The organism is Streptomyces sp. NPDC033180 (assembly GCF_055577645.1).
Genome location: NZ_JBVIPU010000008.1, coordinates 298,269 through 319,229, shown reverse-complemented (window position 1 = coordinate 319,229; position 20,961 = coordinate 298,269). Strand labels below are relative to the sequence as shown.

Annotated in this window: 18 protein-coding genes; 4 read left to right on the top strand and 14 right to left on the bottom strand. The window is 69.9% G+C overall.

Annotation, left to right across the window (positions count from 1 at the left end; genetic code table 11):
* Window positions 1–18 precede the first annotated feature (18 nt).
* A complete protein-coding gene (locus ACZ5WE_RS23290) occupies window positions 19–222 on the top strand; it encodes a PspC domain-containing protein (RefSeq protein WP_467691801.1) in 204 nt (67 codons plus the stop codon).
* Between the two features lie 91 nt (window positions 223–313).
* On the opposite strand, the gene ACZ5WE_RS23285 is transcribed toward ACZ5WE_RS23290, so the two are convergent.
* A complete protein-coding gene (locus tag ACZ5WE_RS23285; RefSeq protein WP_467691800.1) occupies window positions 314–733 on the bottom strand; it encodes an ATP-binding protein in 420 nt (139 codons plus the stop codon).
* Window positions 734–875: 142 nt separating this feature from the next.
* On the bottom strand, window positions 876–2,045 hold the full coding sequence (locus ACZ5WE_RS23280; RefSeq protein WP_467691798.1) for an adenosine deaminase: 1,170 nt from the start codon (window positions 2,043–2,045) through the stop codon (window positions 876–878).
* Window positions 2,046–2,159: 114 nt separating this feature from the next.
* Here ACZ5WE_RS23280 and ACZ5WE_RS23275 point away from each other — a divergent pair, with 114 nt between their 5' ends.
* The gene (locus ACZ5WE_RS23275) at window positions 2,160–2,924 is read left to right on the top strand and encodes an alpha/beta fold hydrolase (protein WP_467691797.1); all 765 of its coding nucleotides are present in this window, start codon (window positions 2,160–2,162) and stop codon (window positions 2,922–2,924) included.
* Between the two features lie 102 nt (window positions 2,925–3,026).
* Here ACZ5WE_RS23275 and ACZ5WE_RS23270 read toward each other — a convergent pair whose 3' ends face one another.
* Window positions 3,027–4,025, bottom strand: a complete 999-nt coding sequence (locus ACZ5WE_RS23270; RefSeq protein WP_467691795.1) for a LysR family transcriptional regulator — start codon at window positions 4,023–4,025, stop codon at window positions 3,027–3,029.
* 62 nt (window positions 4,026–4,087) lie between these two features.
* On the opposite strand from ACZ5WE_RS23270, the gene ACZ5WE_RS23265 reads away from it, so the two are divergent.
* Both ACZ5WE_RS23265 and ACZ5WE_RS23260 read left to right on the top strand, forming a co-directional pair.
* Window positions 4,088–5,392, top strand: a complete 1,305-nt coding sequence (locus ACZ5WE_RS23265) for an MFS transporter (protein ID WP_467691793.1) — start codon at window positions 4,088–4,090, stop codon at window positions 5,390–5,392.
* A 123-nt stretch (window positions 5,393–5,515) separates the two neighbouring features.
* Window positions 5,516–6,523 (top strand): sigma-70 family RNA polymerase sigma factor, encoded by a 1,008-nt coding sequence (locus ACZ5WE_RS23260; RefSeq protein WP_467691791.1) that lies wholly within the window; start codon window positions 5,516–5,518, stop codon window positions 6,521–6,523.
* Here the strand turns inward: ACZ5WE_RS23260 and ACZ5WE_RS23255 are convergent.
* The 11 genes from ACZ5WE_RS23255 to ACZ5WE_RS23205 all read right to left on the bottom strand — a co-directional run bounded on the left by ACZ5WE_RS23255 (window position 6,410) and on the right by ACZ5WE_RS23205 (window position 20,955).
* Window positions 6,410–6,769, bottom strand: coding sequence for an STAS domain-containing protein (locus ACZ5WE_RS23255; protein WP_467691789.1), 360 nt, complete (start codon window positions 6,767–6,769; stop codon window positions 6,410–6,412). The genes ACZ5WE_RS23260 and ACZ5WE_RS23255 overlap by 114 nt on opposite strands.
* Before the next feature lie 258 nt (window positions 6,770–7,027).
* The gene (locus tag ACZ5WE_RS23250; RefSeq protein WP_467691788.1) at window positions 7,028–8,305 is read right to left on the bottom strand and encodes a thymidine phosphorylase; all 1,278 of its coding nucleotides are present in this window, start codon (window positions 8,303–8,305) and stop codon (window positions 7,028–7,030) included.
* Between the two features lie 134 nt (window positions 8,306–8,439).
* Entirely contained in the window at window positions 8,440–8,829 is a 390-nt protein-coding gene (locus ACZ5WE_RS23245; RefSeq protein ID WP_467691787.1) for a cytidine deaminase, read from the bottom strand.
* Window positions 8,826–10,088, bottom strand: coding sequence for an ABC transporter permease (locus tag ACZ5WE_RS23240; protein ID WP_453641739.1), 1,263 nt, complete (start codon window positions 10,086–10,088; stop codon window positions 8,826–8,828). The genes ACZ5WE_RS23245 and ACZ5WE_RS23240 overlap by 4 nt, the downstream gene beginning before the upstream one ends.
* Window positions 10,085–11,218, bottom strand: coding sequence for an ABC transporter permease (locus ACZ5WE_RS23235; RefSeq protein WP_467691784.1), 1,134 nt, complete (start codon window positions 11,216–11,218; stop codon window positions 10,085–10,087). The genes ACZ5WE_RS23240 and ACZ5WE_RS23235 overlap by 4 nt, the downstream gene beginning before the upstream one ends.
* Window positions 11,215–12,969 carry an ABC transporter ATP-binding protein gene (locus ACZ5WE_RS23230; protein ID WP_467691783.1) on the bottom strand — a complete coding sequence of 585 codons (1,755 nt, stop codon included), beginning with the start codon at window positions 12,967–12,969 and terminating at the stop codon, window positions 11,215–11,217. The genes ACZ5WE_RS23235 and ACZ5WE_RS23230 overlap by 4 nt, the downstream gene beginning before the upstream one ends.
* Before the next feature lie 159 nt (window positions 12,970–13,128).
* A complete protein-coding gene (locus tag ACZ5WE_RS23225) occupies window positions 13,129–14,184 on the bottom strand; it encodes a BMP family lipoprotein (RefSeq protein WP_467691781.1) in 1,056 nt (351 codons plus the stop codon).
* 244 nt (window positions 14,185–14,428) lie between these two features.
* Window positions 14,429–15,466: a BMP family lipoprotein gene (locus ACZ5WE_RS23220; RefSeq protein WP_467691852.1), complete on the bottom strand. Its 1,038-nt coding sequence runs from the start codon at window positions 15,464–15,466 to the stop codon at window positions 14,429–14,431.
* A 301-nt stretch (window positions 15,467–15,767) separates the two neighbouring features.
* Complete coding sequence (locus tag ACZ5WE_RS23215; RefSeq protein ID WP_467691851.1) at window positions 15,768–17,033, bottom strand: M20 family metallopeptidase; 1,266 nt, start codon at window positions 17,031–17,033, stop codon at window positions 15,768–15,770.
* A 1,752-nt stretch (window positions 17,034–18,785) separates the two neighbouring features.
* Window positions 18,786–19,907 (bottom strand): hypothetical protein, encoded by a 1,122-nt coding sequence (locus ACZ5WE_RS23210; protein WP_467691779.1) that lies wholly within the window; start codon window positions 19,905–19,907, stop codon window positions 18,786–18,788.
* Window positions 19,908–20,016: 109 nt separating this feature from the next.
* On the bottom strand, window positions 20,017–20,955 hold the full coding sequence (locus ACZ5WE_RS23205) for an N-acetylneuraminate synthase family protein (protein ID WP_467691849.1): 939 nt from the start codon (window positions 20,953–20,955) through the stop codon (window positions 20,017–20,019).
* Window positions 20,956–20,961: the final 6 nt, after the last annotated feature.

Genomic DNA, 20,961 nt, shown 5'->3' with positions numbered 1-20,961 from the left:
GTTCACGAAGGAGCCACCATGACCGCCCTTGCCCGCCCCGCCAACGGCCGGATGCTCGGCGGAGTGTGCGCCGCCCTCGCCAAGCGTTTCGGCACGTCGGCGACCACGATGCGCGTGATCTTCGTGATCTCGTGTCTGCTGCCCGGCCCGCAGTTCCTGCTCTACATAGCGCTCTGGGTCCTGTTGCCCTCCGAGGGCAAGGCCAGGCAGGCAGCCTGGTGACTCGGCGGCCGCCGCTGCCACACACGTACGCCGATGGGGCGCACCCCTGAGCAGGGGGGCGCCCCATCGGCGTGTGCGGGGACCGCGATGATCAGCCGAGCGGCACACCGTTCACGGGCAGGCCCTCCAGGGGGAGACCCTGCAGAGGCAGCCCCTGCAGGGGCAGGGCGCCGGCGAGCGGCAGGCCGCCGAGCAGACCGGAGACCGGGTCGGCCGGCGCGGGCTTGCCCCGGTCGTCGGCGTGCTTCATGCTCTCGCCGAGCTTGCCGACGGTCGGCGCGGAGGCCTGCAGGGTGCTGCCGACCACGTTCTGGCCGGCGGTGACCGCCTCGGGGCCACCGGCGGGGAGGTTCTCGCCGAGCTGCTCCATGGGCAGCATGGCGGTGGCGGAGCCCAGGGCGCCCGTGGCGTCGGGCAGGGCCGGTGCGGCGTTGGCGGCACCCGCGCCCGCGGCGGCGAAGGCGGCGCCGAGAGCGGCGACACCGAGGGTCTTGGCTGCAGACTGCTTCATCTTCAATGCGTCCTTGATACGGGGATGACGGGGACTTTTTGAGCGGCCCATGACCGTAAACATGTGAAGGGGCAGTCCGCAAACAGCAAAACGCGACCGGGAATTAATGTTCCCGGCCGCGCCCACATTGCCTCAATTTCTGTTACACGTCGACAGAAGCCCTGGTGGAGGCGGTCTGACGGAACAGCCATTCGGACTTCAGCTCGGCATATCCGGGCTTGATCACGTCACTGATCATGGCCAGGCGTTCATCGAAAGGAATGAACGCTGATTTCATCGCATTGACTGTGAACCACTGCATGTCGTCGAGCGTGTAGCCGAATGTGCCGACCAGGTGCTCGAATTCGCGGCTCATGCTGGTGCCGGACATCAGACGGTTGTCGGTGTTCACCGTGGCCCGGAAGTGCAGCTTGCGCAGCAGGCCGATGGGGTGCTCGGCGTAGGAGCTCGCCGCGCCGGTCTGGAGGTTGGAGCTGGGGCACATCTCCAGGGGGATGCGCTTGTCGCGTACGTAGCTGGCGAGGCGGCCGAGCTTCACGGTGCCGTCGTCGGCGACCTGGATGTCGTCGATGATCCGCACGCCGTGGCCGAGGCGGTCGGCGCCGCACCACTGCAGGGCCTGCCAGATGGACGGCAGGCCGAAGGCCTCGCCCGCGTGGATGGTGAAGTGGTTGTTCTCGCGCTTGAGGTACTCGAAGGCGTCGAGGTGGCGGGTGGGCGGGAAGCCGGCCTCGGCGCCCGCGATGTCGAAGCCGACGACGCCCAGATCGCGGTAGCGGTTGGCGAGTTCGGCGATCTCCAGGGCACGGGCGGCGTGCCGCATGGCGGTGAGCAGCGCGCCCACGCGGATGCGGTGGCCGTTCGCCTTCGCGCGCCGCTCGCCCTCCCGGAAGCCTTCGTTGACGGCCTCGACGACCTCTTCGAGGGTGAGGCCCTGCTCCAGGTGCTGTTCGGGGGCGTACCGGATCTCGGCGTAGACGACGCCGTCCTCCGCGAGGTCCTCGGCGCACTCGGCCGCCACGCGCTTGAGGGCGTCCTTCGTCTGCATCACCGCGCAGGTGTGGGCGAAGGTCTCCAGATAGCGCGGCAGCGAACCGGAGTCGGCGGCTTCCCTGAACCAGATCCCCAGCTTGTCGGGGTCGGTCTCGGGCAGGCCCTCGTACCCCGACTCGCGGGCGAGGTCGACGATCGTGCCGGGGCGCAGGCCGCCGTCGAGGTGGTCGTGCAGGAGCACCTTCGGGGAGCGGCGGATCTGGTCGGCGCTGGGCGTTTCGCGGTCCGTCTGACCGGCTTTGGGGGTCTGGCTCGTCATCTCGGCACTCTAGCGCCTACGCGCGTAGATCGCTGGGGGAATCTCACGGGTCGATACGTAACAGTGACCCCGCGGACGGGTGGCGTACACCATCGCTTCTGACACTGTTCTGTCATGGCACAGCAAGCGACGCCCGATTCCGCGCGCGCGGCCAGGCTCGGGCGCGTGATCGGCACCCGGCCAACGGCGGTCAGCGGCGCGGTGCTGCTGCTCCCCGGCGGCCACGAGACCTCCGCCCGCAAGCCGTCCCCGTTCGCCGCGAGCACGGTGCGCGCGCTCGGCCGCAGGCTCGCCCAGGACGGCCGGGGGGAAGGGCTCGCGGCGCACGTCGTGCACTACCGCTACCGCGGGTGGAACGGAGCGCAGGCACAGCTCGCGCGGGACGCGGAGTGGGCGGCGGACGAAATCGTCCGGCTCTACGGCGACGTCTCGATCTGCCTCGTCGGCAGGGACATGGGCGGCCGGGCCGCCCTGCGGGCCAGTGGCCACGAGGCGGTCAACTCCGTCCTCGCGCTGGCTCCTTGGCTGCCCGAGGATGATGTGGCCGCGTCCCCTGAACCGGTGAAACAGCTCGCGGGGCGGCGGGTCCTGATCGTGCACGGCACGAATGACGAGCGGACCGACCCCGAGCTCTCGTTCCGGCTCGCGGAGCGGGCGAAGAAAGCGAACCGGGAGGTGTGCCGGTTCGAAGTCCACTCCGACGGACACCGGTTGCAGCAGCACCAGTCCGAAGTCCAGGCTCTGGCATCGGACTTCGTCCTGGGCTCGCTGTTCGGGCATGCGTACGCGCGCCCGCTGGAGGACGCGTTGGCGGCTCCGCCGCCGCTGGGGTTGCGGATGCCGCTAGCCGCGGGGTTCGGGGAGTCGATGCGGCACTGAGGGGGCGATCCCTGCGGGGCCTTCCCCACTGCGCGGGGGCCTTCCGCGGCGGAGCCGCCAATTGACACAGCCGGGAAGGGGCGGGGGCTGGGGACAAAGAAGCTACTCCGGCAGCAGCCGCCCCCGCCGCCCCAACAGGAACCGCTTGAACGCCGCCACCGGCGGCGTGTCCGGGTGGCCGTCCAGCCAGGCCACGCCGATCTCGCGTACCGCCCGCTGCCCCGTCACCGTCAGCTCGACAACTCCCGGGCGTGGGACGGCCGGTGGGGGCAGGAGGGCCACCCCGAGGCCCGCCGCCACCAGGCCCCGCAGCGTCTCCGCCTCCTCCCCCTCGAACGCGATCCGCGGCTTGAAGCCGGCCTCCTGGCAGAGGTCGTCCGTGATGCGCCGCAGGCCGTAGCCGGGTTCGAGGGTCACGAAGGCCTCGTCCGCCGCCTCCGCGAGGCGGACCCGCTTGCGGGAGGCGAGGCGGTGATCGTCCGGCACGACGAGCCGCAGGCGCTGTTCGTCCAGGCGGCGGGCGACGAGATCGGGCGCGTCCGGCACGGGCGACGTCAGACACAGATCCAGCTCCCCCGCCCGGAGCCGCTCGATCATCGCCTCCCCGTAATTCTGTACGAGGCTGAAGCGGACCCTTGGATGGTCCGCGCGGAAGGCGCGGATCAGGCCGGGGACGGTCTCCGAGCCCATCGTGTGCAGGAAACCGAAGGCCACCTTGCCCGACGCCGGGTCCGCGTCCGCCCGTACGGACTCCGCGGCCCGCTCCACCTCACCGAGCGCCCGCTCGACGGAGGCCAGGAACGTGCGGCCCGCCGGGGTCAGGGACACCGTCCTGCCGTGCCGCGCGAACAGGTCGACGCCCAGGTCCTGTTCGAGACGGACCAGTGCACGCGACAGCGTCGACTGCGGCACCTGCATCTCCTGCGCGGCCCGCGTCACGTGCTCCGTGCGCGCGACCCCCGCGAAGTACGCGAGCCGCGGCGAGAGCAGCGCCGACCAGGACCCCGGGGTCAGCTCGGCCGGCGCGGACACTGCCGCGCCGATGTCTCCTACGTAACTACTCTGCGACATACGCCGCTCTGAACTGCGCTCATGCACCATAGGAACGATTATGGCGAGTCCATGCATTGGACGGATGAGTCCTGTGTGCCTACGTTCGATGCATGCCTCCTGCCAGTAGCGGGGCGTCCGCCACCCACGCGGCCGCCCTTCCTCCGTCGTCCACCGATGCCTCTCCTGAAGCCGACTCCCGGCTCACCCCCGGCGGGCCCGGCTACCGCCGGATGAGCTTCGCCCTCTTCCTCGCCGGTGTCGCCACCTTCGCCCTCCTCTACTCCACGCAGGCGCTGCTCCCCCTCGTCTCCGCCGACTTCGGCGTCAGCGCGAGCTCCGCGAGCTGGACGGTGTCGGCCGCCACGGGCGCGCTCGCCCTCTTCGTGCTGCCCCTGAGCGCGCTCAGCGAGCGGTTCGGACGACGGACGCTGATGACGGTGTCACTGACGGTCGCGGTGGTCGTGGGTCTTCTCGTCCCCTTCGCGCCCTCCATCGGCGCGCTCATCGCGCTGCGCGCCGTACAGGGCGCGGCGCTCGCCGGGCTCCCGGCGTCCGCGATGGCCTTCCTCGCGGAGGAGGTCAGGCCCAAGGCGCTGGTCGCCGCGATCGGCATGTTCGTGGCGGGCAATTCCATCGGCGGCATGAGCGGGCGCATCATCACCGGCTGGGTCGCGCAGGCATGGGGCTGGCGCGTGGCCGTGGGCGTGGTGGGCGTGGTGGCGGTCCTGTGCGCCCTCGCGTTCCGCGCGCTGCTCCCCGCGCCGCGCCACTTCACGGCGGGCTCGCTCAACCCCAAGGCGCTCGGCAGGACGATCCGTTCGCATCTCTCCAACCCGCTGCTGTGCCGCCTGTACGCGATCGGCGCGCTGTTCATGACCGTCTTCGGCGCGGTCTACACGGTGATCGGCTACCGCCTCACCGAAGCGCCGTTCTCGCTCCCGCAGGGCATCATCGGCTCGATCTTCCTGGTCTACCTCGTCGGTACGGTCTCGTCGGCCGCCGCGGGCAAGCTGGTGGCGCGGCTCGGACGGCGCGGGGCGCTGTACCTGGCGGTGAGCACGACGGCGGGTGGTCTGCTGCTCTCCCTGTCCGACTCCCTGGCCATGGTGCTGCTCGGACTCGTCCTGATCACCGCGGGCTTCTTCGCGGGGCACGCGGTCGCCTCCTCGTCCGTGAGCCGTACGGCCACCGCGGGGCGCGCGCAGGCCTCGGCGCTCTACCAGTCCGCGTACTACCTGGGCTCCAGCGCGGGCGGCACGCTCGGCGCGGTCGCCTTCCACGCGGGGGGCTGGGCCGGGACGGTGGGCCTCGGTCTGCTGGCGGTGCTCGGCGTCGTCTCCCTCACCGTCTGGGGGTCGCACGCGGCCCGGGTCCAGGAGCGGCAGGCTCGACGGGGGCTCGTGGCAGCGCACTAGCTGTCCCGGGCGACCCCCTCCCGCCTGCGGGTTTTCCTACTCCGGGGGCCGTTGTCAGTGGGCTGCGGTAGCTTCCAAAGTGCTGGGGACTTTCGTGGCAGCCGCAGGGGTGGGTGGGTTGGTATGACTGACATCGCAGGTACGACGTCGGAGCTCGACGTCACGCTGGAGAAACACCGGGTCGAGCTGACCGGGTACTGCTATCGCATGCTGGGGTCGGCCTTCGAGGCCGAGGACGCGGTGCAGGACACGATGGTGCGCGCCTGGCGGAGCTATGAGAAGTTCGAGGGCCGCTCCAGCCTGAGGTCGTGGCTGTATCGCATCGCGACGAACGTCTGCCTGGACATGCTGAACGCCGGCAACCGCCGCGCCCGCCCCATGGACCTGACCGCGGCGGCGCCGCTGGCGCAGGCCGCGCTCACTCCCCGCCCGGACAACGTGTGGCTGGAGCCGATGCCGGACGCGCGCGTGCTGCCCTCCGTCAGCGACCCCGCCGAAGCCGCCGTGGCGAAGGAGTCGGTGCGGCTCGCGTTCGTCGCCGCCCTGCAGCAACTGCCGCCCAAGCAGCGGGCCGTGCTGATCCTGCGCGAGGTTCTCGCCTGGAAGGCCAGCGAGGCCGCCGAGCTCCTCGACACCTCGGTGGCCTCCGTCAACAGCGCGTTGCAGCGGGCACGGGCGACGCTGGCCGAGGGACCGGGCGACGACACCGCCACGTCCGACCCCCTGGACGACGAACAGCAGAAGCTCCTCGAGCGGTATGTGGCCGCCTTCGAGGGTTACGACATGGCGGCGCTGACGGCCCTGCTGCACGAAGACGCCATCATGACGATGCCCCCGTTCGACCTGTGGCTGCGCGGCACGTCCGACATCACAGGCTTCATGTCGACCATCGGCGCCTCCTGCGCCGACAGCAAACTGTTCCCGGTGCAGGTCAACGGCACGCCGGGCTTCGCCCACTACAAGCCCGACCCCGAGAAGGGCGGGTTCGCGCCGTGGGCGGTTCAGGTCATCGAGATCTCAGAGGGGCGGATCGCGGGCTTCCACTGCTTCCTGGACACACCCCGGTGGTTCCCGCTGTTCGGCCTGCCGCTCCACCTCGACCTCCATGGGGAGCCCGACGAGGTGCAGTAGCTCTCGCAGGTGCGGGGCCGGGTTCCGCAGGCGGATCCGGCCGCCTGCGCGGCGGGCGGTGAGTTGTAGGCGGGCCAGGGCGTCTATGGCTGCCAGGACGGGCGGGCCCACGCCTGCGACGTCGCATACGAGGGTGTCTGCGTCGCTCGCGTGCAGCAGGCTTCTGGCCTCTTCGCAGAGGCGATGCGTGGCCTCTCGGTCGAGGGTGCCGGTGAGGGTGAGGGCTGGCTGCGGCTTCGGGTTCATGTTGGGGGGACTGGGCGGGCGCCCGGAACTCATCGGTAGGTTCGCCGGTTCGCCTGCGGCGGGCTTGTTCTGGCCCGGGGGCCTGGGCGGCCGTCATCACCGGCTCCGCCGAGTTCGTCCTCACACGCCGGCCGGGCTGGATTTCCAGCCCGGCCGGCGTTGAGGCCATCTTGTCGGGGGTCCAGGGGGCGGATCCCCATGGTTTCGGGAAGGGGCGGGATTGGGGAAAGCCCCGCAGGGACCGCCCCTACCGCGCCTCTACGCGATGCGGTCCAACACGATCGGCGTCGGCGCGAAGCCCGTCCCCTCGGGGGCGATGTCGAAGGAGCCGGCCACCGCCTGCAAGGCGTACTCGAAGCGCTCGGGAGTGTCCGTGTGCAGGGTCATGATCGGCTCCCCCGCGCGGACCTGAGCGCCCGGCTTCGCGTGGAGCTCCACGCCCGCACCCGCCTGGACCACGTCCTCCTTGCGCGCACGCCCCGCGCCCAGGCGCCACGCGGCGACGCCGACGTCGTACGCGTCGAGGCGGGTCAGGACGCCCGATGTCGGCGCCGTCACGACGTGCGTCTCACGGGCCACCGGCAGAGTCGCGTCCGGGTCGCCGCCCTGCGCGGAGATCATCTGGCGCCACACGTCCATCGCCGAGCCGTCCGCCAGCGCCTTCGCCGGGTCCACGTCCTTCAGACCCGCCGCGTCCAGCATCTCCCGCGCCAGGGCGAGGGTCAGTTCGACGACGTCCGACGGGCCACCGCCCGCGAGGACCTCCACCGACTCACGGACCTCAAGGGCGTTGCCCGCCGTCAGGCCGAGCGGAGTGGACATGTCCGTGAGCAGAGCCACCGTGCGTACGCCGTGGTCCGTGCCCAGGCCCACCATCGTGGACGCCAGCTCCCTCGCGTCCTCCAGCGTCTTCATGAACGCGCCCGTGCCGACCTTCACGTCAAGGACCAGCGAGCCCGTGCCCTCGGCGATCTTCTTCGACATGATCGAGGAAGCGATCAGGGGGATGGCCTCCACCGTTCCCGTCACGTCCCGCAGCGCGTACAGCTTCTTGTCCGCCGGGGCCAGGCCGTCGCCCGCCGCGCAGATCACCGAGCCCACGCCGTCCAGGACAGAGAGCATCTCCTCGTTGGACAGCAGCGCGCGCCAGCCCGGGATCGACTCCAGCTTGTCCAGGGTGCCGCCGGTGTGGCCGAGGCCCCGGCCCGACAGCTGCGGGACAGCGGCTCCGCACGCGGCGACCAGCGGGGCGAGCGGCAGCGTGATCTTGTCGCCGACGCCGCCCGTGGAGTGCTTGTCCGCCGTGGGGCGGGACAGGGACGAGAAGTCCATGCGCTCGCCGCTCGCGATCATCGCGGCCGTCCAGCGGGCGATCTCGCCGCGGTTCATGCCGTTCAGCAGGATCGCCATGGCCAGGGCCGACATCTGCTCGTCGGCCACCGCGCCGCGCGTGTAGGCGTCGATGACCCAGTCGATCTGCTCGCCGCTCAGCTCGCCGCGGTCCCGCTTCGTACGGATGACGGAGATGACGTCCATGGCATAACTCCTCTTGCGCCTACAACGGTGATCTACAAGGGATCAAAAACGGTGATCGCGAAACTCTACGCGCATAGAGCCGCGAGATGAAGGCGGCCCCCGCCCGAAGATCTGCAACGGGCAGGGGCCGTACGTCAGTTGAGGTGCTGCGGGCCGAACGGGTCCGGCAGCATCTCTCCCAGGGTCCGGATGCCCGCGGCCGTCTCCAGGAGGAGCGTCGCGCCGCCGAACTCGTAGAGCAGCTGGCGGCAGCGGCCGCACGGCATCAGGATCTCGCCCTTGGCGTCGACGCAGGTGAAGTGCGTCAGACGGCCGCCTCCGGTGAGCTGGAGCTGTGAAACCAGGCCGCACTCGGCGCACAGGCCGAGGCCGTACGACGCGTTCTCGACGTTGCAGCCCGCCACCGTGCGGCCGTCGTCCACGAGGGCCGCGGCACCGACCGGGAAGCCTGAGTAGGGCGCGTACGCACGGGACATGGCCTCGCGCGCAGCGTCCCGCAGCGCGTCCCAGTCGGTCTCGGTCACGTTCCTTGTCCCTTTCGGTAGGGCTGGCCGTCCGCCTTCGGCATCCGCAGCCGCTGGGCGGAGAGCGAGAGCACCAGCAGCGTGACGACGTACGGCGTCGCGGTGACGACCTGGTTGGGCACCTCGTCGGTCAAGCCGTACCACGCGAACATCAGCGCCGAGACGGCCGCGGTGATCGCCGCGGGGACGTAACGCTTGCGCCATACGAGGTAGGCCGCGCCGATGACCAGCAGGATCGCGAGCAGCAGGAGCAGTGCGTGCACGTTCGTGCCGCCGCCCCGGAGCTTCAGGCTGTCGGTGTAACCGAACAGGCCGGCACCGAGCGCGAGTCCGCCCGGCATCCAGTTGCCGAAGATCATGGCGGCGAGGCCGATGTAGCCGCGGCCGCCGGTCTGGCCCTCCAGGTAGATGTTGGAGGCGACCAGGGACAGGAACGCGCCGCCCAGGCCCGCGAGACCGCCCGAGATGATCACGGCGAGGTACTTGTACTTGTAGACGTTCACGCCGAGCGACTCGGCGGCGACCGGGTTCTCGCCGCAGGAGCGCAGGCGCAGACCGAACGCCGTACGCCACAGGACCCACCAGCTCAGCGGCACCATCGCGATGGCGATGACGGTGAGCGGCGACAGGTTGGTGAACAGGCCGCCGAGCAGGCCCGCGATGTCCGAGACGAGGAACCAGTGCTTCTCGTTCAGGTCCTGCAGCCAGTTGGAGAGGCCCGGCACGGAGAACTCCCCGAGCGAGTCCACCGGCGGCGACTGCTTCGACGTACCGCCCTCCTTGCCCTCGAAGGCGAAGGTGGACAGATAGCGCGTGACGCCCAGGGCGAGGATGTTGATGGCCACACCGGAGACGATGTGGTTGACGTTGAAGGTGACCGTGACGATCGCGTGCAGCAGTCCGCCGAGCGCGCCGCCGAGGATGCCGAACAGGATGCCGACCCACGGGCCCCACTGGTAACCGGCGAACGCGCCGAACCAGGTGCCGAGGATCAGCATGCCCTCAAGACCGATGTTGACGACGCCCGCGCGCTCGGCCCACAGACCGCCGAGGCCGGCGAGGCCGATCGGCACGGCGAGCCGCAGCGCGGTCGACATCTGGCCGGTGGAGGTGATGCCGTTCGCGTCGGTGATCAGCCTGACCACGGACGTCAGGACGAGGACGCCCGCGATCACCAGGAGGAGGACGGGGAGCGATATGCGGCGGCGGCCCGGCTTGGGCTGCTTGGCCGGGGGCTTGGCCACGGTTGCCGAGCTCATCGGGCAGCCACCTCCTTCACGGTGTCGTTGGTGCCGTTGTTGCGGGCTGCGGCGGCCAGTTCCTCGCCGACGCGTCGCTGCTGGCGCTTCAGGCCCCAGCGGCGTACGGCCTCGTAGGAGACGACCACCGCGATCACGATGAGGCCCTGCATGATCACCGCGATCTCCTTGTCGTACGCGACCGGGGTCGCGTAGTCGAGCGCGGGCGAGGCCTTGTCGAGGAAGGCCCAGAGCAGCGAGGCGAACGCGATGCCGACCGGGCTGTTGCGGCCGAGCAGTGCGATGCCGATGCCGGTGAAGCCGAGCCCCGCGGGGAAGCTGAGGCTGTAGGTGTGGGTGTCGCCGAGCAGGATCGGCATGCCCGCGAGGCCCGCGACCGCGCCGGAGATCAACATGGCGCTGAGAACCATGCGCTTGGCGTTCACGCCGGAGGCCGCTGCGGCCGACGTGGAGGCGCCGGTGGCGCGCAGGTCGAAGCCGAAGCGGGTGCGGTTGAGGATCACCCAGTACAGGACGCCCGCGAGCGCGGCGATGATCACGAAGCCGTAGATCTCGCCGGACTCGCCCATGCTGATGCCGGGGAACCAGCCGGACTCGTGCATCTCGCCGGTGGTCTGGTTGTTGCCGACCGGGACACCGAAGTTGTCGGTGAGGGTCATGTAGCCGATGACGCTCGTCGCGATGGCGTTGAGCATGATCGTCGCGACGACCTCGCTGACGCCGCGGGTGGTCTTGAGGATGCCCGCGATGCCCGCCCAGAAGGCGCCGGTGAGCATGGCGACCAGCATCAGGAGCGGGATCTGCAGCGGGGCGGGGAGCGCCACGTGCGCGCCGACGACGGCGGTGGTCACCGCGGCGAGGCGGTACTGCCCGTCCACACCGATGTTGAACAGGTTCATGCGGAAGCCGACGGCCACCGCGAGCGCCGCCAGGTAGTACATCCCGGCCTGGTTGATGGTCAGGACCTGGACGTCGGAGTAGCTGATCTGCTCCAGCATCAGGGTGTACGGCTCGATCGGGTTCTTGCCCGAGGCGAGCAGCACGACCGAGGTCAGCGCCACGGCCACGACAAGGGCGATGACCGGTCCGGCCACCGCGAGGAGCACGCGCTCCTTGTCGAACTTCTTCATCGGGCCTCGTCCTCCGAAGTGCCGGCAGAGCCCTCTTCGGGGTCTTCTTCTACGTGTTCGAGGTGGCCGGAGGCCGCGCCGGTCATGGCCGAGCCGAGCTCCTCCGGCGTGATGGTGGCCGGGTCGGCGTCGGCGACGAGCCGTCCGCGGTAGATCACGCGGAGGGTGTCGGAGAGGCCGATCAGCTCGTCCAGGTCGGCCGAGATGAGGAGGACCGCGAGCCCTTCTCGCCGTGCCTCGCGGATCTGGTCCCAGATCTGGGCCTGCGCGCCGACGTCGACACCGCGGGTGGGGTGGGCGGCGATCAGGAAGCGGGGCTTGTGGCTCATCTCGCGGCCGACGATCAACTTCTGCTGGTTGCCGCCGGAGAGGGACGCCGCCGTGACGTCGATGCCGGGCGTACGGACGTCGTACTGCTCGACGATGCGCCGGGTGTCGGCCTGCGCGCCCTTGGGATCGAGCCAGAAGCCGCCCTTGCCGCGGGAGTTGGGCTTCTCGGTGACGTGACCGAGGATGCGGTTCTCCCAGAGCGGCGACTCCAGGAGGAGGCCGTGGCGGTGGCGGTCCTCGGGGATGTAGCCGACGCCCTGCTCGCGGCGGTGGCGCGTTGCCATGGCGGTGATGTCCTGGCCCGCCATGCGGATGACGCCGGAGTCGGCGTGCTTGAGGCCGATGAGCGCGTCGATCAGCTCGGTCTGGCCGTTGCCCTCGACGCCCGCGAGGCCGAGCACTTCGCCCTCGTGGATGGTGAAGGAGATGTCGTCGAGGAGGGCGCGGCCCGACTCGCCGTCGGCGAGCAGCTTGAGCTCCTTGACCTCGATCATCGCCCGGTCGGTGACCGTCGACTCGGCGGTCTCCGGGGTGGGCAGCTCGCTGCCGACCATCAGCTCGGCGAGCTGGCGGGGCGTCGTCTCGGACGGGATCGCCGTGCCCACCGTCGTGCCGCGCCGGATGACGGTGATGTCGTCGGCCACGGACAGGACTTCGCCCAGCTTGTGGGAGATGAAGATGACGGACAGGCCCTCGGACTTCAGCTCGCGCAGGTTGTCGAAGAGCGCGTCGACCTCCTGCGGCACGAGCACGGCCGTGGGCTCGTCGAGGATGAGCGTGGTGGCGCCGCGGTAGAGGACCTTGAGGATCTCCACGCGCTGCCGGTCGGCGACGCCGAGGTCCTCGACCATGGCGTCGGGGCGCACCCCGAGGCCGTACCGGTCGGATATCTCGACGATCTTACGGCGGGCCGCGCCGCCGATGCCGTGCAGCTTCTCGCTGCCGAGAACGATGTTCTCCAGGACCGTGAGCTGGTCGGCGAGCATGAAGTGCTGGTGGACCATGCCGATGCCGCGCGCGATGGCGTCGGCGGGGCTGGCGAAGGTCACCTGGGTGCCGTCGACGGAGATGGTGCCCTCGTCCGGCTTCTGCATGCCGTAGAGGATCTTCATCAGGGTCGACTTGCCCGCGCCGTTCTCGCCGACGAGGGCGTGCACGGTGCCCTTGCGGACGATCAGGCGGATGTCGTGGTTGGCCACGACGCCCGGGAAACGCTTGGTGATGCCGGTGAGTTCAACGGCGGTGCCACCCGGGCCGGTCGAGACCTTGGCGGTGGGCTTGTCCTTGTCGGGACTGGTGGACGCGTCGATGGCGCACTCTCCTCGGGAATCCTCAGGAAAGGGGCCACCTACGCGCGTAGCGCCCCTGGTTCGACGGGAGTTGAGCAGTGGGCCGCGCGAACGGGGCGCGGGGGAAACCATCGTCCCCCACACCCCGTTCCGCGACCATCACGCTGTTGTTACGGCTGCGGCGACCGCCGTCGAGGGGGTCAGACCGTCGACGAGGTGGTCAGACCGCCGTCGAGGTGGTCACCGCGGCCGTCGTCACAGCAGTGGTCATGGCTGTTGTCGCGGCAGCCGTTACGGCGTCGCCTTGACCTTGATCTTGCCACTGATGATGCCCTCTTCGGCCTTCTTCAGGGCGGCCTGGACATCGGCCATCTTCTTGAACTCGGGGTTCGAGTCGGCGAGCGCGACGCCACCGGACTTGAGGTCGGCGCGGACGACGCCGCCCTCGGCGTTGTCATCGGCGACGGACTTCGCCAGGTTGTACACCGACCCGGCGACGTCCTTCGTCGCGGAGGTGAGGATGTACTTCTTGTACTTGGCGAGCGCGTCCTGCTTGTACTGGTCGGAGTCGACGCCGATCGCCCAGACCTTCTTGGCGGCGGCGGCCTCGATGACGCCCTGACCGGAGAGGCCGGCGGCGTGGTAGACCACGTCGGCGCCGTCCTCGATCTGGCCCTGCGCGGCGGTCTTGCCCTTGTCGGGGCTGGTGAAGCCGCCGTCCTCGGCCTTCTCCGTCAGGTACTGCTTGACGACCTTGACCTTGGGGTTCGTGTCCTTGACGCCCTGCGTGAAGCCGGCCTCGAACTTGTGGATGAGCGGTACGTCCACGCCGCCGACGAAGCCGACGGTCTTGCTCTTGGTCGTCTTGGCGGCGGTCACGCCCGCGAGGTACGAGGCCTCCTGCTCGCTGAAGACGAGGTCGGCGACGTTCTTGGCCTTGACCGTCTCGTCGTCGACGATGCCGAAGGTGACCTTCGGGTACTTGGCGGAGACTTCCTTGACCGCGGGGGCGTAGGCGTAACCGACGCCGATCACCGGGTTGTAGCCCTGCTTGACCAGCTCGGTGAGGCGCTGGGTCTTGTCGGCGTCGGACTCGCCGTCGCTCGGCTCGACGGCCTTCTTGCCGATCTTCAGCTCTTTGGCAGCCTTGTCCATACCGGCCGTCGCGGCGTCGTTGAAGGACTGGTCGCCCTTGCCGCCGACGTCGTACGCGATGGCGACGCCCTTGCTCTTGCCGCCGCTCTTGGAGCCTGCGGCATCGCTGGACGTGCCGCCGCAGGCGGTGGCGGAAACGGCGAGTGCGGCGGTCGCGACGCCCGCTGCGGCAATTCGAGAAACCCGGCGCATAGAGAGGAACTCCTTATGTACAAGCAAGCACAAGCACGTACGAGCGCCTCACCTGGCGCTGATTTCGCCGCAGCGTAACGCGCGTAGACCTGACATAAGAACCCTTCTGTCCCGTCCGTTATCGAGCTGTGGCCGCGAGGTTGCGGGAGCATGTACGCACCGTGGGGCGCCCCGCACCGCACGGGGCGCCCCACCTGTCACTGTCCGGCTCCGACGGGCCGGCGTTCCGTCTACGAGGGTCCGGTCACGGAGTGGTCCTGACCGTGACCTTGCCGTCGACGATGTCCTTCTCGGCCTTCTCCACGGCGGCGACCACGTCCTTCATCGCCGTGTACTTCGGGTTCGTGTCGGCGAACCCGACGCGGCCCGACTTGAGGTCGTAGCGCTGCTCGCCCGTGATCGGCTTGCCCTCGACGACCGACTTCGTCAGGTCGTACACGGCCCCGCCGACGTCCTTGAGGGCCGAGCCGAGGATGTGGTCCTTGTACTTGGCGAGGGCCTTCTGCTTGTACTGGTCGGAGTCGACGCCGATCGCCCACACCTTCTGTGAGCCGGCCTCCTGGATCACGCCCTGCCCGGAGAGCCCCGCCGCGTGGTAGAGCACGTCGGCACCCGACTCGATCTGACCACTGGCCGCGTTCTGGCCCTTGTCGGGGCTGCTGAAGCCGCCGTCCTCGGGCTTCTCGGTCAGATACTGCTTCTCGACCTTGACCTTGGGGTTCGTGTCCTTGACGCCCTGCACGAAGCCGGCCTCGAACTTGTGGATGAGCGGGATGTCCACGCCGCCGATGAACCCGACGTGATCGGCCTTGGTGGCCTTCGCGGCGGCGACGCCCGCCAGATACGAGCCCTGCTCCTCGTGGAAGACCAGGTCGGAGACGTTGTCCGCCTTGACGGTGTTGTCGTCGATGATCCCGAAGGTGGTCTTCGGGAACTTCGCCGCGGCCTCCTTGATGGCGGGGGCGTAGATGTAGCCGACGCCGATGACCGGGTTGTAGCCCTGCTTGGCCAGCTGCTCGATCCGCTGCACCTTGTCGGCACTGGACTCGCCGTCGCCCGGCTCCATGTCCACGCCGCCGATCTTGAAGTCCTTGCGGGCCTTGTCGTATCCGGCGTAGGCGGCGTCGTTGAAGGACTGGTCGCCCTGGCCGCCGATGTCGTAGGCGAGGCCGATGCCCTTGGCCTTGTACGCGGAGGAACCAGCGGACTTGTCGCCCTCTTCCTCCGACGCCTCGTTGCTGGTCTTGCCGCACGCTGAGGCCGCGAGGGCGAGGGACGCCATCACGACGGCCACTTGGGAGAGCCTCGACCCTCGGGTTCCACGGATTCCCTGGGCTTCCTGGGTTTCCTGGGTTCCTCGGGTTCCACGGGTTCCACGGGTTCCACAAGATCCTCGACGAAGACGCATAGGACGCACCCCTTACGTTCCCCAAAGCGCCCTTGACGGGCCTGATTTCGGCGCACAGTAACGCGCGTAGAAAGGGAGGGGAACGGGGTTTCGCACTGCCGTTACCTATTCGTGCCGAGGGCCGGTTACGTCCGGGTGAACAGGTCCGCCGTAACCGGCCAATAGCGGTGGTTACCTACCGGGCGCCGTCGAGCAGCGCCGCCGCGGTGAAGAGCTCGACGCCCACGGTGATCGCCGACTCGTCCGCGTCGAAGTCGCCCTGGTGCAGATCGCGGACGGTGCGCTCGCCGGGCGTACGGACGCCGAGGCGGGCCATGGCGCCGGGGACGTGCTCGAGATACCAGGAGAAGTCCTCTCCCCCCAGGCTCTGCTCCGTGTCCTCGACGGAGTGCGACCCGAGGCGCACCTCCATGGCCTCCCTCAACAGGTCCGTCACGTCAGGGTCGTTGACGACGGGCGGCACGCCACGGATGTAATTGACCTCGGACTTGGCGCGGTAGAGATCGGCGATCTCCTGGATGGCTCCGTGCACCAGGTCCGGCGCCTTGCGCCAGGCAGTGAGGTCGAGACAGCGGACGGTGCCGGAGAGTTCGGCGTGCTGCGGGATGACGTTGCAGGCGTGTCCGGACTCGATGCGGCCCCAGGTCACGGCGAGCCCCGAACGGGCGTCGATGCGCCGGGCGACGAGGGCGGGAACCTCGGTGACGACCTTGGCGGCGGCGGTGACGAGATCGGTGGTGAGGTGGGGGCGTGCGGTGTGGCCCCCGGCTCCGTCGAGCGACACCTCCAGCCGGTCACAGGCGGAGGTGATGGCACCATGCCGAAGCCCGATCTTCCCCGCATCGACACGAGGATCACAGTGCACGCCGACGATGCGCCCGACACCGTCAAGCACCCCCGACTCGATGGCGTCGGGCGCACCCCCGGGCAGCACTTCCTCCGCCGGCTGGAAGATCAGCCGTACGGGCCGCGGAAGTTGCCCCTGCTTGGCGAGCTCGGCGAGGACGAGCCCCGCCCCGAGCACCACGGTGGTGTGCACGTCGTGGCCGCAGGCATGGGCGCGGTCGGGCACGGTGGAGCGGTACGGGACGCCGAGCTTGGTGTCCGGGATGGGCAGCGCGTCGATGTCGGCGCGCAGGGCGAGCATGGGGAGCACCGGGCCTTCTTGTTCGCCCATGCCGATGTCACAGATGAGCCCCGTACCGATGTCGAGTACGCGGGGTTCGAGCCCCGCCCGCTCCAGCCGGGCCTTGAGGGCCGCGGTGGTGCGGAACTCCTGGTTTCCGAGCTCGGGGTGCATGTGCAAGTCGCGGCGGAAGGCGATGAGTTCGGCGCGCAGGGCTTCCGGGAGCGCACCGGGGAGTACTGCTTCCCCGGGGGCGTCCCCCGCTGCTTCCCCGGGCAGATCGGCCCCGGATCCTTGCTCGGACTCTCGTGACATCAGTTGGTTCACCCTTTGAAGGGTAGGGCGAGGCACGGTCCAACTGACCCACGATCAACAAAAGTTCAGCCCGATAGGGTAAGAAAAAGTGGCCGCGTGGCGCATGGCCGCTGGTTGAGGTGGGTAAACTTCCCGCCCTTTCAGGGGGAAAGCCACTGGTCACACACGCTCACCGCCTCGGGCGGGGGAGCTTCGGCGCACCGGCGGTGGCATACGTACCGGGGCCGCCCGGTTGTCCTGAGGTTGGCGGTTGCGGGCCGGGAGTCAAGGGCGCTCCGCTGCGCTACGCGTCGGCTGCGCCGATGACCCTTCGGGCCACCCTTGACACCCGTCCCTCCACCGCGCGAGGGAAGACGACCGGACGGCCCAAGGGGCGGGACTCTCGACCAGGCCCGTCACCTGCTTGGGGTTTGCGTGCCGAGTGCGGATTGGTTCTTCTGGTGTGAGCGTCAGGGGGAGAAGGGCGGGCGTCCGGCCCGCAGCCGCTCCGGGGGTGGGTGCGGGTTTCGTCAAGCGGCTACCGGCCGGTTCTTCTGGGGCGGGCGTCAGGGGAGGGCGGGGACTGCCCGGCCGGGCGGCTCGACTCCGGGGATGGGCGCGGGCTTTAGCACCGGGTGCGGATTGGTTCTTCTGGTGTGGGCGCATGGTGGTGAGGCGCGGCCCGGATGGCGGGGCGCTCCGGTGCGGTGTGGGGTGGCATGCCGTTTGCGGGCTGGTTCTTCCGGGGCCGACGCCAGGGGGAGGGGCGAAGGGGGGGCGGGGCTGCTTTGGTCGCGGTGACGGGCTTCGTCGCCGGGTGCGGTCCGGTCCGTGCGGGGCTCGCCGTTGAGGTGGCGCTCGGAGATGGGCAGGGGGTGCCTGAGGCGAATCGATGGCAGGGCGCGGCGGGGATGGGGAGTGGTCGATGCCGGCCGTGGTGGGGTGGGGTATGGAGGCATCGCGCATCGCGGGTCATTGGGGCGCGGGAATGCAGGAAATTCCCACGACGCACCGCTGCCAGGCGTCGGTCCGTGGGATTTCTCTGCAAACCGCGTCGAATCACCCCTTCCGGAGCCCGAGATGACCGATTTGGTGAGTCTGGGGAGAGGGAGGGAGGCCACGCCAGTCACACGTGCCCCTGCCGCCTCTCTTCCATCGCCGCCGTCCGGCATGCGACTGCCCGCCGCGCGCTTCGCCCCTCACCGTCTGCCTGACGCTCGGGCTGCCCCGGCCTGAGGGCTGCGCACCGCCGCCCGAGCTTCACGGCGCACGTGGGATCCGCCCCCTCATGGGCCGACCGGCCCGCCTCTCCTCCCGCGACACCGATCGGCCGCGCGCTGCCCCCGTGGCATCGGAGCCGATCAGCAGCCGCCTGACGAAAGCCGGACCCACCGCCGAACCATGCGTGTCACCTGCCCGTGAGGGTCATGCCATGCCAGCCCCTTCCAGCAGAGCCGGCCGGCAGCCGCATGACGCGACCGACTCATCCCCCAAGCGCCGCCCCCCCTTCGCCCCTCCCCCTGGCGTCCGCCCCGGAAGCACCAGTCCGCAGACGGCATGCCACCCCACACCGCACCGGAGCACCCCCGCCACCCCGGCCGCGCCTCACCGCCATGCGCTCACACCAGAAGAACCAATCCGCACCCGGCGCTAAAGCCCGCGCCCATCCCCGGAGTCGAGCCGCCCGGCCGGGCAGTCCCCGCCCTCCCCTGACGCCCGCCCCAGAAGAACCGGCCGGTAGCCGCTTGACGAGACCCGCACCCACCCCCGACATCACGCCGTAGCCACGACCCCCCGCGTCGGGGGAGCAGACGAAGCCACCGAAGCCAGCCGGTGCACATCCCGTGCCGTCCCCGTCACGCCCGACAAGAAGCCCTGCGCCCTCGGTGAGGCGTTCTCCGTCAGCCACGCCGGGTCGATGTCGCAGACCGCCACCCGGACCTCCGTGCCCGCCAGGGCCAGGGGCAGGGTGTGTACCACCGTTGACGGGAAGCTCAGGATCGTGCGGCCGATCGGGCCCCGGCGGGCGATCAGTTCCAAGGGGAGGTCGGGGCGTACCACCTGCAAGCCCGTCTCCACCGCCAGGCGGTGGAGTTTCTCTGAGCTCTCGCGGCGGTGTGCGAAATAGCGCGTCGCGCCGTGTGCTCGGGAGAGCGAGCGGACCGCTTCCACGTAGCGGTCCAGGTCCACCACTCCCGTCTCCACCAGCGACGTGCCCACCAGGTCCGCGCCCTTGGAGACGCGCGGCGGACCGAATCGTTCCCGCGTCCAGGCGAAGGTGTTGGCCGTCACGACGACACCCTCCGGGGCCGTCTCGATCGGCATGGACGAGAAGACCTCCACCGTTCGCTTGCCGCCCGGCGTCAGGCGGCGGCGGGCGGAGGCCGAGACCGGGGCGAAGGCCAGGTCCCGCATACCGGGACGGCCCCCGCGCCGGTGCCAGCGCACCAGGCGCTCGCCCGCCGCCAGCTGCGCCACGAACTCCATCGTGGCCGTGCCGTCGTCCACGACCACCAGCGAGCGGACCCTGGTGATGGTCAACAACAGCTGGACGTAGCGCGAGAACGGGTCGCCGATCACGATCCGGTCCGCCGCACGCAACGCGCCCGTCAGGCCGCCGATCGTCTGGAAGGGAGCAGCCGGGCCGCCGCGCGCCTCCTCCCAGCGGACGTTCAGGCCCTCGTCACGGGCCAGTTGTGCCATGCGGCGCAACTGGCCACGGGTCATGGGGTCGTTCGGGGAGAGGACGACGACGGTGAGACCCCCGGCCGCGCCGGTCGCCCCTGCCGAATGCGCCCACTCAAGGACGTTGAGGAGCTGCACAGGGCTCTCTACGAACGCCATGGTGGTCAGCGCCGCAGCAGTGGGGGCCGTGGGCCCGGTTCGGGGGCTCATCGTCGTATGACCGTGTCCTGTCCTTGTTGAAAGGGGCCTCGGTGAAAGGACCCGTTAAGAGCGTCAGTTCGGCGCTCAGACCGCGACGGCGCTCAGACCGCGAGGGCGCTCAGACCGCGACCGGCTCACGGTCGGCGCCCTCGGCCGACTCGGCCTCGGCGACGACGCCCGCGACGCGGCGCAGCTTCTTCATCGGGCCGAGCTCCGACTCGTAGACCTTCTTGACGCCGTCACCGAGGGAGGCCTCGATGGTGCGGATGTCGCGGACGAGGCGCGTGAGGCCCTGGGGCTCCACCGACGCGGCCTGGTCCGAGCCCCACATGGCGCGGTCGAGGGTGATGTGGCGCTCGACGAACGTGGCGCCGAGGGCGACCGCCGCGAGGGTGGTCTGCAGGCCCGTCTCGTGGCCGGAGTAGCCGATCGGGACGTTCGGGTACTCGGCCTGGAGGGTGTTGATGACGCGGAGGTTGAGCTCCTCGGCCTGCGCCGGGTACGTCGAGGTGGCGTGGCACATCAGGATGTTGTCGGAGCCGAGCACCTCGACCGCGTGGCGGATCTGCTTCGGGGTCGACATGCCGGTCGAGAGGATGACCGTGCGGCCCGTGGCGCGCAGGGCGCGGAGCAGCTCGTCGTCCGTGAGGGAGGCCGATGCGACCTTGTGGGCGGGGACGTCGAACTTCTCAAGGAAGGTGACGGCCTCGGTGTCCCACGGGGAAGCGAACCAGTCGATGCCGCGCTTCTTGCAGTGCTCGCCGATGGCCTGGTACTCGGACTCGCCGAACTCCACGCGGTGGCGGTAGTCGATGTACGTCATCCGGCCCCAGGGGGTGTCGCGCTCGATGTCCCACTGGTCGCGCGGGGTGCAGATCTCGGGGGTGCGCTTCTGGAACTTGACCGCGTCGCAGCCGGCGTCGGCGGCCACGTCGATCAGGGCGAGGGCGTTGTCCAGCTCGCCGTTGTGGTTGATGCCGATCTCGCCGGTGATGTAGACGGGCTGACCGGGTCCGGCCGTCTTCGAACCGAAGGTGCGCAGACGGGAGTTGGAGATCGTAGA